The organism is Nitrospirales bacterium (assembly GCA_031315865.1).
GTDB lineage: Bacteria > Nitrospirota > Nitrospiria > Nitrospirales > UBA8639 > JAGQKC01.
Genome location: JALDRJ010000002.1, coordinates 3666398 through 3678780 on the forward strand (window position 1 = coordinate 3666398; position 12383 = coordinate 3678780).

The 12383-nt window shown below is 52.7% G+C and carries 8 protein-coding genes; 5 read left to right on the top strand and 3 right to left on the bottom strand.

Features of this window, described 5'->3' with window-relative positions:
• Positions 1-30: 30 nt before the first annotated feature.
• From MRJ96_16615 to MRJ96_16625, 3 genes are all read right to left on the bottom strand, one after another.
• Positions 31-3297 carry an exodeoxyribonuclease V subunit gamma gene (locus tag MRJ96_16615; protein MDR4503068.1) on the bottom strand — a complete coding sequence of 1089 codons (3267 nt, stop codon included), beginning with the start codon at positions 3295-3297 and terminating at the stop codon, positions 31-33.
• Positions 3298-3358: 61 nt separating this feature from the next.
• Positions 3359-3559, bottom strand: a complete 201-nt coding sequence (locus MRJ96_16620; protein MDR4503069.1) for a hypothetical protein — start codon at positions 3557-3559, stop codon at positions 3359-3361.
• 4 nt (positions 3560-3563) lie between these two features.
• Positions 3564-3830: a thioredoxin family protein gene (locus MRJ96_16625; protein MDR4503070.1), complete on the bottom strand. Its 267-nt coding sequence runs from the start codon at positions 3828-3830 to the stop codon at positions 3564-3566.
• A gap of 474 nt (positions 3831-4304) precedes the next feature.
• On the opposite strand from MRJ96_16625, the gene MRJ96_16630 reads away from it, so the two are divergent.
• From MRJ96_16630 to MRJ96_16650, 5 genes are all read left to right on the top strand, one after another.
• Complete coding sequence (locus MRJ96_16630) at positions 4305-7724, top strand: ATP-binding protein (GenBank protein MDR4503071.1); 3420 nt, start codon at positions 4305-4307, stop codon at positions 7722-7724.
• Between the two features lie 341 nt (positions 7725-8065).
• Positions 8066-8929 carry a response regulator gene (locus MRJ96_16635; protein ID MDR4503072.1) on the top strand — a complete coding sequence of 288 codons (864 nt, stop codon included), beginning with the start codon at positions 8066-8068 and terminating at the stop codon, positions 8927-8929.
• A gap of 28 nt (positions 8930-8957) precedes the next feature.
• Positions 8958-9272 (top strand): circadian clock protein KaiB, encoded by a 315-nt coding sequence (kaiB, locus tag MRJ96_16640; protein MDR4503073.1) that lies wholly within the window; start codon positions 8958-8960, stop codon positions 9270-9272.
• Complete coding sequence (gene kaiC, locus MRJ96_16645) at positions 9269-10795, top strand: circadian clock protein KaiC (protein MDR4503074.1); 1527 nt, start codon at positions 9269-9271, stop codon at positions 10793-10795. Before kaiB ends, kaiC begins: the two co-directional genes overlap by 4 nt.
• Before the next feature lie 65 nt (positions 10796-10860).
• Positions 10861-12381, top strand: coding sequence for a response regulator (locus MRJ96_16650; GenBank protein ID MDR4503075.1), 1521 nt, complete (start codon positions 10861-10863; stop codon positions 12379-12381).
• Positions 12382-12383: the final 2 nt, after the last annotated feature.

Here is a 12383-nt window from a genome sequence, read left to right on the forward strand (position 1 = left end):
TCCTCCCCTTCGCGTCTGGCTGCTCGCTTCTCATCGTTTGGTCTTTCCCTGTCGGCCTTGGCTGCTGGGGATATCCTGTTTTCGTATGGCTCGAAATTCCTTGACGCGGTTGGATCGGTACCATCGATTCCTGGTCGCTTCATGGACACGTCGACAGGCAACGGAGACCGGACAATACTGACAGTATTCCTCCGGAAGGATAAAAAACTCCCATTCCTGAATCCCTCTCACCAAACGACTGATGGTGGACTTCAGAAGCTGACCGTCATCCGACTTCCATACGTTCCGCTCAAATTTCGATCGCGTGATCAGAGACTCCCGGTTCGGCGAGAGATAGATAAACGCCACGGATTCAGGGTCAGCATCTGCTGAAACCTCGATCATGCCGTGAGAGTCCCATTCTGGCGCCATCAGTGAATAGAGCGGAGCTTGAAGCCTGCGACCACGAATTCCCGAGGCCAACAAATCCTCTTCGTGGGTTTGCTTGCGTACGCTGAGCTTCACCTTATAATCGACGATGCGAATATCTCCCGTCTGGTCGCGGTAATCGACCCGATCAAAACGGCCGTGGAGCCGTTGCGTGACGGCGGACTCGTCAGGCCACGCCACCTGGCCATGGGCCTTGACCTCCACCGCGATAGGCCGAAACCCGCTATCGAGACAGTCGTGATAACTGGCATCCACTTCGGCCTTCACGACAGATGTCACGACCTCTTTGAGCCAGTGCCACATGAGCCAATGACCCGTCGGTTGTGTTCGGGCATGATCAGCAAACACGTCCTCGACGAGTACATCCACACGTCCGCGATGAAACTCCGGAGATGCCTGCTCGTTCGGCCAGCCCTCTTGAATCAGCGACGCATACACCTTCTGAAGAACGGCATGATACAGCGAGCCGATCATGGATGCCGGAAGTTCTTCCGATGGAAGAGTTCGGGGCGTTTCCAGGTCAAGCAGATCCAAAGCCATATACTGGAACGGGCATGAGGCATAGCGTTCGATCGCCGTCGGGGAGAGACCTGGCTCCAGGAGTTCAGGCCGGTGTCCCTTCACCTCAGTAAGCATTCCATCATACAGTCCTAATCGAGACGATGAATTGTCTAGCATGGCCAGGGCTTGCCTACCTTGCTGGAAGATCAACGCTTCATGATGTCCAAGGTCGAGCAAGACTGATGGATCTTGAGCCTGCTGTATCAGTTTAAACCCCATTTCTTCGCGGGTGAGGAGCCGGTCTCGAAATTGAGGTTCCTTTAACTGATCCGAAAACCGCCTGGCTAAGACCGTTTCCCCGACAGTGGAGGCCTCTGCTTCTGGATACACAGATTCATGGAGAAACGACGAAGGCGCCAAGAGCCGACCGTCATCGGAAGCTCGCTGATATGAAAAGAAAAGTCGTTCTCGCGCCGACTGCCGCGCGAGCGCAAACAATAATCTCTCCTCCTCATAACCGGATAATTTTTCGTCAATCTTATACCCCAGAGTTTCCGCTAACACGCGCCGCTGACTATCGCGTAACAAGGCATCCTCCCTGATCGCTCGAGGAAAGGCATGCTCGTTCAATCCCACCAAAAAGACGGCACGAAACGGCAAACCCCTGGCGGACATGGCATCCAGAACGCGCAGGCCCCGATGGGGCGCAGCTTTAGGCGCCAATGGCCAGGATTGAACCACTTGAACCAGAAGGTTCGACCAATCTTCCCATGTCATCTTCTCCCAGAACCCTTCCATCTGATCGAGACAATCAAAGATGTGCCGCACGAGCTCCGCTGGAGCAACTTCCCGTGTAGCGAGGTGGTCTTTATCGAACGGTTCCAGGTTCACATGTTCGGCAACAAAACGGCGAACGCTTTCTGTGAGTTCTTCAATGGAACCCTCAGCCGGAAAAGCTTCACATCGCTGCAAAAGTTCCTGGGCGAGTGCATGGTAGGCCTCCACTGATTCACACCCGTGAGATCGCGCGCCAGTCGCCACATATTCAGACATCTCTGCCGTCTTGTTAGACGCTGTCGTCTGAGGACTTTTCTGGGCGCGTGAAAGTTTTGACCAATCATCTTTTCCCCGAACGATTCCGTACGCCTGCAAGAGCTCCGGCCACCGTTCAGGCTGAACTGTTCCAGGTCGATCAGCATCAAACCCGCCACGATAAAAAGGTGAACGCAACACATCGATCATGGTGTTCGCTTCATACTGATTGACTGGCAAGCTTGTCAGGTGGAGCAAAAACTTCACGATCGGTTGGTCAACGATGGAGATAGAAGCTGAAGACGTGTAGGGAATGCGATGCTCTGTGAAAATCGAACCCATAAAAGCGTGATAAGGCTCCAACGACCTGGCGATCACGCCTATTTCGTCAAATTGATAGCCATGCGCATCAATCAAGTTCAAGATTTCTTTACAGACAAGCCTCAACTCATCTTCAGGACCGACACAATTGAGCACGTTCATGATCCTGGCAGGGCTGGCGGAAGGCGAGGAATCTGTCGCAGGTAGCGTCACATCTGACTGCGTTCGCTGAAATGCACCAGTCGCGAGATGACGATCATAAAATCGTCGGGCGAATGCATAGGTTGACTCATTCTCCAAAGGCAGGAAAAGCGTCACCGTCACCCGCCGAGTCACGGCCTCGAAAAGAGACAATTGAATCTGAGTGAGATCATAAAAACCATAGTAATATGCCCGCGACAAGCGAGAAAGAAACGGCGAATGGGGCACATAAGAAATAACTCGCGAGGCTAAATCATCCGGCCCGCAAATCTGTAGTGAATCAGTTTTTGCCAATAAGGCTTCATACGCCTCACAGACAGCATGGAGCGTCTCTACGGAATCCGGATCGAATACCCCCTCATCGAGACCCTGTCGAATCACCGACGGAGGCACCATCGCCTCTTTGAGGTCGCGTATCGTCGCCCACAACGCCTCACAAACCCCGGGCGAGTATGGCTTTCCCTTCCACGCACCCTCAGAATCTTCACTCAGGCCAAGAATACTTTGCAGCAAGAACCGGAAGACAGGGTCCGAGACCTGACGAGAGGCAGGAATATCGCCCATATCTGACGCATCCATCAGCTGTTCGTCACGCAATCGCAGGGCAAGCTGATGAAAGGTCAGAACATGGACATCATACAGCCCGAGTCCATATTCAACGCACAAGAACTGCTGCACACGGCGACGGAGCATTGCCGACGGGACGACGATCGCGAGGGGCGCCAGCCGATCATGAGCTTTGACCCGTTGAATTTCTTCAGCCAGAGAAGACTCGAGGACTGGATGAAAGGAACCCTTAACGATGTGAAACATGAGAGGCGAGACGTGAAGAATAGGGAGTAACGAAAAAAACGAAAAACGGGAGACGAATGACCTACCCCGTTTCCGGTCCTACAAGTTCACCATTGCAGTCGATACAAATCCAATCACCATCGTTAAACTTCATGGGATCACCGCAGAAAGGGCAATCAGGAGGAGGACCGGATTCCAGACTGGGCAAGATAGGGATTTCAATATCATCGTCATCATCGTCCATGCCAAACGGACGATTTCGTTCCGTATACCCATCCGTCATGATGCTACCGCTCCCTCGGCTTTGTTTTGGCGGCAAGCGCCTTTTCGGCAGCTTGACGAGTCGGAACGCCTATGAAGGTCAATTTTCCGTTAATGATCGTCGCGGGCGTGGCACGAATCGAATGACGCTCGGCCAATTCCTGACCATTTTCTGTCCCCACATCAATTTCTCGATAGGTAAAGCTGTACTTGACTTTCATGCCTTTCCACAAAGTTTTGGCCGCGGGACAGGCGCCACAAGACTTGGAGACTAACAAGGTCACATTTGCCATATGAGAACAGACTCCTCTATGAGATTCCAGCCAGGAGAATGAATGAAACGTATGTTAGCACTAGAGAAAAAGAGGCCGCAAGGAATAGAGAACGGTGCGATCCCCGCCCTCCCGTCAACACCACGACTTTCCTGTCATGATCTACCTCTCTGCTTCCCGGTTATTTCAACACATCATTCGCTATCTTGAAAGGCCTTGCCTGTCTCTCAGTAACAGACTTGCTCTTATACAGGAAAAGCGGCATAATTTCCCTTTCTATCCATATTGTTCATACCCGTTCGAAGAACCGTTCATCTGATGGCATTCCTGACTGTCCTCTGTCCTTCTCTTCATACCCGAACTTATCATTTGCTCGTAGTTCCCTCAGCCTGATCGTCTAGCAGGCAGATCGAAACGTGGCCGCAACCAAGGAAATGTTTTCCTTAGGGAAGCATTCGACCGGTTCCTCGCACATGAACAAAGGAATTCCTCGTCATGAAAAACCCCAACTTGAAATCCCGGAAAAAATCCAGAACCGCGTCCAAGAAGGTCGAAATACCCTCATTACCGGCCCATGCCTCCCACCCCTCCCACCCGGCGGATGACATCAAGCTCGACAACCTGGTGATGGAATCCAACGGCCCACCGGCCAAACCGTTCCGCTACCCTACCCACATCGTCGGGATCGGGGCGTCAGCCGGAGGGTTGGACGCCATCGAACAACTCTTTCAAAACATGCCGGTCCGTACGGGGATTGGGTACGTCGTAATTCAGCATCTTTCTCCGGTCTTCCCCAGTATGATGGTCGAAATCTTGTCTCGTCATACCATGATACCGATTAACCGGGCCGAGGACGGAATGCCGGTCGAGCCAGATACGATTTATCTCATTCCGCCCAAAAAAAATATGATCATCGCTTCGGGCCGCTTGCATTTAACCGAGCAGGATCCAACAGAACCCCTGCATTTGCCCATCGATATTTTCTTTCGCTCCCTGGCGCAAGACCTCCATAATCGAGCGATTGGCATCATCCTCTCTGGAACAGGGGCAGATGGATCTCGCGGCATTCTTGAGATCCACAAGGCTGGCGGCTACGTCATCGTACAGGATGAAACCACGGCCAAATTCGACGGCATGCCACGAGCCGCCATCGCCACCGGGACGGCACATTGCGTGTCGGATCCGTCCGGAATGCCCACGAACATCCTTGGCCATGTCGGGGTTCCACAAGACACATCAGCCCTTGAGCCATTGAGTGGCCTCCCGACCAATCAGGAAACCCACATTCATGACATTTTTACCCTGCTCCGGCTACGGTATGGCATTGAATTTCATTATTACAAGGCGGCCACGATCGACCGGCGTCTTGAACGACGGCTGAAAATCGTTCAATGCTTAAACCTCCAGGAATATCTTCGCTATCTACAAGAGAACCCCGCCGAACTGGACCGGCTCTACCATGACCTGCTCATCGGCGTCACAAAATTCAATCGTGATCCCGCGGCCTTCATCGAGCTCCAGACTCATTTCTATAAGTTGTTTCAAACCATTCCCCCGGACCGCGAAGAACTCCGCGTATGGGTGGCCGGCTGTGCGACAGGCCAGGAAGCGTACACAATCGCCATTACGCTCAAAGAATTCGCTGAGGCCACGAATCAATCAGCTACGATCAAAGTCTTTGCCACGGATGTTCACCAAGCATCACTCGACATCGCCGCGGACGGCTGTTACTCGGAAGACGAACTGAAAGTGCTCCCGGCTCAGGTACGGGAAAAATATTTCACGAAAAATGGCCGAGAATTTCGCATTGCTCGAACCATACGGCAGATGGTTGTGTTCGCCAATCATAACGTGATTTCAGCCGCGCCCTTCACCAAGATCGACCTGATTTGCTGTCGCAACATGCTGATCTATTTCGAGCCGATGATCCAACGGAAAGTCATCGCGCTGTTCCACTTTGCTCTTCGGACCAGAGGGCTTCTTTTCCTGGGGCCCAGCGAAAACGTTGGCGGGGCTGAAGACGAATTCGATTCTCTATCCACAAAATGGAAAATTTTCCTCAAACGCCGCGATGTCCGCCTTGCCGAAGCCAAACCGCTGCCCACGACCGTCACCAATATGTCGGGCACGCGATTTCCTAGGAAAAAACAGGGAGATCTGACCGCCGAAGGACCGGACAACACGGCTGTTTGGGCGTATGAGGCACTCCTGTCTGAAATCATCGATACGGGATTCCTGGTCAGTGAAACCCAAGAGGTGCTTCACATTTTTGGCGATGCCACCCAGTTTTTACGCCCGGCGACCGGACGCCCCAGCGCTTCCTTCACCAAACTCCTTGACGAAGATCTTGCGCGCGCGATCACCACGGGCATTCATCGTGCCAGCCGGACGCGAGCGCCCGTACAGTATGGCGGCATCCAGCACCAGACGGACGCAGGCAGTCAGGCGCTCACGATCAAAATCAGGCCGCTTCGGAACACACGGACCAATTCGACGTTTTACTTTGTGTACATCGAGCGTTCACCGGCCATGCAACTTCTGCAAGAACCGCTCACGGATCCCTCCACTTTCGCCACCGTCTCGACTGACCAGTTCACCGACTTACAGTCCGAACTCGAATACACCAAGGAAACGCTCCAAACGACGAACGAAGAGCTGGAAACCAGCAACGAAGAATTGCAGGCCGCCAACGAGGAATTGGTGTCGTCAAACGAGGAACTGCAGAGCACCAACGAGGAGCTATTAAGCACCAACGAAGAACTGCAAAGCGCGAACGAGGAATTGCAATCGGTCAACGAAGAACTCCACACGGTCAATTCTGAATTTCAGCAAAAAATCCTTGAACTCACACAGCTCACCTCGGATATGGACAATCTACTGACAAGCTCAGAGATCGCAACGATCTTCCTCGACAATTCGCTCTCGGTCAGAAAGTTCACGCCTGCCGTGTCGACCATGATGCACTTGTTGCCGCGCGACCTTGGCCGGCCGATCGCCCACATCAATCACCAAATTCAGTTGGGGAAGGAACAGTTGGCAGACCTCTGCCAGCATGTCTATGACACGAAGGAGCTACTGGAACGAGAGACGCCGTGTGGGACCGACAAGTGGCTATTCATGAGGATCTTGCCCTATTTCGATGAATATCAGCACGTCCAGGGTGTGGTACTCACCTTCATGGAGATCACACCACTCAAGAAAACCGAGTTAACGCTCAAATCCTACACGGCCAAGCTCGAGGCGAGCAATCAAGACTTGCAAGACTTTGCCTTTGTCGCTTCCCATGACCTCCATGAACCATTGCGAAAGATCATCAGTTTTCACGAACAATTAAGCCAGGAGCTCAGCGACGTTCAACTGACTCCGGAAGCCAAAGATTTCCTGGCTCGAAGCACCAACGCCGCGTCCCGCATGCATACCATGATTCAGGACCTGCTCGCATTCTCCCGCATCCATTCCCGTGGCAAAGAACTCACGAAACAGAACTGTAACGATGCGCTCAAACGCGCGATCGAGAATCTTCAGATGACCATCGAAGAAAAACACGCCATCATCACTCACGAACTTCTGCCCACTCTCCCCATCGACCTCGGACAGATCACGCAATTGTTCCAGAATCTCCTCTCGAATGCCATCAAATTCTGCGAAGGATACACACCGATGATCCAGATTTCCGTCTCCCACCAGGACAACCATTGGCTCTTCACCGTCAAGGATAACGGCATCGGCATGTCCAGCCAGTATCGACACAAAATCTTCGTGATCTTCCAGCGCCTTCACGGAAAGTCCAAGTACCCCGGCAGCGGCTTAGGGCTGGCCATTTGCAAACGAATCGTCGAACGGCATGGCGGGCAAATTTGGGTTGAATCGGAAGAGGGCCAGGGAAGCACGTTTTATTTCACACTCCCAACCTAGCATTCACGGAGGCGGACCAGAGACAAGAAACCACTCGTGACCGGTCTCGTGCTCCCCTTCCCGCCTCACCTACCGGCTTTTGGCTTTTTCTCTGGTAATGTGCTACTATTCGACATTCTTATTTTTATCGTTCTTACGCTTCATTGGTTCTAGTTATTTCCTAATCTTTTCCTCCGTTTTCCTTCATACCGTCCTACTGTATTGATGACGGACATCTCTATTTTCCCAGCATGACTGTGTCCGTTTTGACCTGACGATCATGTACCGCGTGTAGGTGCCCCACTCTTACGTCTTTACGCCACTTCACGAAGGGTTTCTGGAGGTGCGTGAGAGGATAGTATATGTCTTATCGCTTATTGCTCATCGAAGATGATCCAGAAGACGTGCTCATCTTGAAACGTCTTCTTCAAGAAACCAACGGGCAGGCTTGGCTTCAGACTGAATCGACGGTGGAAGATGGCCTGTTGTACCTTCAATCCGAAAAGCCAGATGTAATTCTGCTCGACCTGTTCCTTCCTGATAGCCGTGGATTGGATACCTTTCAACAGCTTCACGACGATTTCGCCAGTATCCCGATCATTGTCCTGACCGGGCATACCGATGAAGAACTGGGCGTGGAAGCCCTCAAAATCGGAGCACAAGACTTCCTGACAAAGGGAGATTTCAATTCGCAAATGCTCGGCAGGAGCATTCGGTATGCCATCGAGCGCCACCAGCTCAAAATGCTGGCCAAGCAGCGGCAGGACCAGGCGGAAGCCGAGCTTCAGGCTCTGTTTCGTCTGGTCAAACACAGGGAAAATCAGGTCACGACCGAACAATACGCAGAACCGTTGATTGAAGACAGCTCACCTGCCCTCTTTCATCATGTGAAGCATCAGTTCGTCCAGACGCTTGAGCGTGCGCTGGAAGAACAAAAGTACAAGACGGAATCCCAAGTCTCGAGTAATCTCAACCGAATCGCGCAACGACTGGGGACACTCCACGCAGGTCCCCGAGATGTCGTGAACGTCTACCGTGCAGCCTTACAGGAGCTCACGACATCCTCTCAACCTGAAAAGGCTCGCGCCTATGTCGAAGAAGGACGAATGTTGGTTTTACGGTTAATGGGAGAGGTCCTTTCTTATTATCGGCGCCACAGCCTGAAGCACCTCACGCCGGCAAAGAGTGCTGAGGCCTCTCAACCCCTTCACCACTCATCACGCTGAGCCCGTGATGGGCAAGGAGCCAGGACCTATGAAATCGTTCCTGAAACTCTACATAACAGGACACTCGGTCAAAAGCCAGGAAGCCATCCGGACCCTGCATAGGATTTGTCATGATGAATTTCGCGAGGACTATGAGATTGAAATCATTGACGTTCTGGAGAATCCTCAACTCGCGGAAGACGAACGGATCCTCGCGACGCCCACGGTCGTCAAAGAATTACCCCCTCCTATTCGTCGAGTCATCGGCGATCTCTCGGAACGCGAAAAAGTACTCATGGGCTTAGACCTTGTTTCATCTTCCATCCCAGTGTTGTCACATGAAAAAGGAGGCCACGTGGCATGATTCCAACAGGATGTACTGAAATTGCCAAAGACCCGACTGGCATCCCGGGGTTCGATCTCATTACGTATGGAGGCCTGCCGCGGAACCGAACGGTCTTAGTCTCTGGCACGGCGGGAAGCGCCAAAACCGTCCTGGCCGCGCAATTTCTTGCGGAAGGCATTCAGCAATTTGATCACCATGGCGTGTTTGTGACGTTTGAAGAAACCCCAGACGATATTCGTAAAAATTTAGTCGGATTCGGCTGGAACATTCAGGAATGGGAAGAGGAGGAAAAATGGTGTTTCGTGGATGCCAGTCCAACGCTGAACGGACATACGGTCATATCCGGCCAGTTCGACATGGGCGCCCTCCTGGCCCGCATTGAACATGCGATCGGCAAGGTTGGCGCGAAGCGCGTGTCATTGGACTCGATCGGGTCGATTCTCGGTCGATTTCCAGATACGCACCTCGTCCGCAGCGAGCTTCTCCGGATTGCGGCGGCGCTGAAACTGCTCAATGTCACGGCCCTGATGACGAGCGAACGCGTCGATGAATACGGGCACATCAGCCGGTACAATGTCGAAGAGTTTATCGCGGACAATGTCATTATTTTACGGAACACGCTTCAGGACGAAAAACGCCGACGAACGATCGAGGTCCTGAAATTCCGGGGAACCAACCATCAAAAGGGTGAATACCCCTTCACGGTCCGGTCGGGGGAAGGTATCGTCATTCTCCCGCTGTCCGCGATGGAATTGACCCAAAAATCCACGACCGTTCGCATTTCTTCCGGCAATCAGGATCTGGACAATATGTGCGGTGGCGGATTCTTTCGCGACTCCATTCTCCTCATCACGGGCGCGACCGGATGCGGCAAAACGTTGTTGACGAATGTCTTTATGCGGGCCGGCGCGGAAAGCCAGGAACGATGTTTACTCCTGGCATTTGAGGAAAGCCGCGATCAAGTCGTCCGCAATGCGTCTGGATGGGGTATCAACTTCGAAGAAATGGAGAGTGATGGCTACCTGAAAGTCATCTGCACCTATCCTGAACACAATAATCTCGAGGATCATCTCATCCAGATAAAAAAGCTCATCGACCAGTACCAACCCACACGCCTAGCAGTCGACAGTCTCTCAGCGCTACACAGGGTTTCGAGCCCCAAGGGGTTTCGAGAGTTCGTGGTGGGCCTGACCTCTCACGTGAAGGCGCACCAAATCGCCAGCCTGTTTACCTCCACGGCCAATTATGGACTGAATGGGAACTCGACCGTGACCGCCGACCATATTTCAACCATTACTGACTCCATTATCCTGCTTCGGTATGTAGAGTTTTTCGGCGAAATGCATCGTGGGCTCACTGTGCTCAAAATGCGCGGGTCCTACCACGATAAACAAATTCGGGAATTTACGATTGACGATTATGGCATCCATATCGGACGCCCCTTTCGGCATGTCACCGGAATTCTACGCGGCAATCCGCAACATTTACCGCAATCTGAGATCGATCGCCTCGGAGCTTTGTTCGAAGAGGAATCGAGTTAGGACTCTCTTTGACTTATTGACGAAAACACGCCTTGTTGTCGATCATCGAGGCTCATGTATTCTTCATGGCTCCCCACCCTTCACATCACCGGCCCAGTGAACAAGAATTCCGCGCGCTGGTGGAGCATAATATCGATGGCATGGTCATCATCGCCGATGATAGCCGCATCAGCTTCGTCAATGCCGCCGCGTGCCGGCTTTTCCATCGAACCGCCGAAGAACTGCTCGACGCGCCGTTCGGGTTTCCCATCATCGCGGACCAAACCACCGAGATTGACCTTTTGGGCCCCAATGGCCTCGTCACTCCAGTCGAAATGCGAATGGTCACGGTCGATTGGAAGGGGCAAACGAGCTACCTGGCCTGCCTTCGCGACCTGACAGAGCGTCGAAAAGCTGAAGAAGAACGCCGTCGATTAGCCAACAAAATGCAAAACGCCCAAAAGCTGGAATGTCTCGGCATGTTGGCAGGCGGGATCGCCCATGACTTCAATAATTTGCTCATGGCCATCGTGGCCCGGGCGGGGCTGGCCCTTCGACTGCTCGGTGAAAACTCTCCTGCGAGTCAACACTTGGAACATATCAAGGACTCCGGGCTCCGCGGAGGAGAATTAGCGAATCAGATGTTGACCTATGCTGGAAAGGGGAAAGCCTGCATTCAACCCTTGGACATCTCGCAACTCATCAAGGACATGATGCACTTGCTCCGGACATCGCTGCCGAAACACATCTCGCTGACCTACGAGTTGGATCCCCACATTCCCCGCATGCAAGCCGATCATTCGCAACTCCAACAATTGTTATTGAGTATCCTCATCAACGCCTCTGAAGCGATCGGCGATACCCAGGGCAGCGTGCACATCTCGACGGGAACCGAGAAAGCCCAGATGAATCACCTCCAGGAATGGTATGTCGCGGGCGACATTCCGACCTCCCTGAGCGTATTTATCAACATCCAAGACACCGGGTCAGGCATAGACAAAGACACCATTCCAAAAATTTTTGATCCTTTTTTCTCGACGAAATTTACCGGGCGAGGCTTAGGTCTTGCGGCCTTACTCGGCATCGTTCGTTCACTCAATGGAGCTGTCGCCGTGACGAGTCAAGCCGGAGAAGGCACGCATTTTCGACTCTTTTTCCCCTCCTTGGTCCCGGAATCGACAGAACCGGCACCGGCAGAATCGCAGGATTTCCATTGGAAAGGATCAGGGACGATCCTCGTCGTCGATGATGAAGAGGATGTCCGGGAAGCGACGCAACTCATCCTCGAAGAAATCGGCTTCACCGTCATCACCGCGAATCATGGAGAGGCCGGCCTTCAAATGTACAACCGGTATCGAGGCGAGATCACGCTCATCTTACTGGACCTGACGATGCCCGGCATGAACGGCGAACAGTTCTTCCACAAGATTCGCGAGTACGACCCAGATATTCCCATCCTTCTCATGAGCGGATACAGCGAAGACGATGCGGCTAAACGATTCCAAGGCATTTCGCCGTACGAGTTCATTCAAAAACCCTATCAGATCGACGCGCTCATTCAAAAGGTTCGGTTCATCCTCGATTCCCACCAGCGCTCAGTACTGTAGCT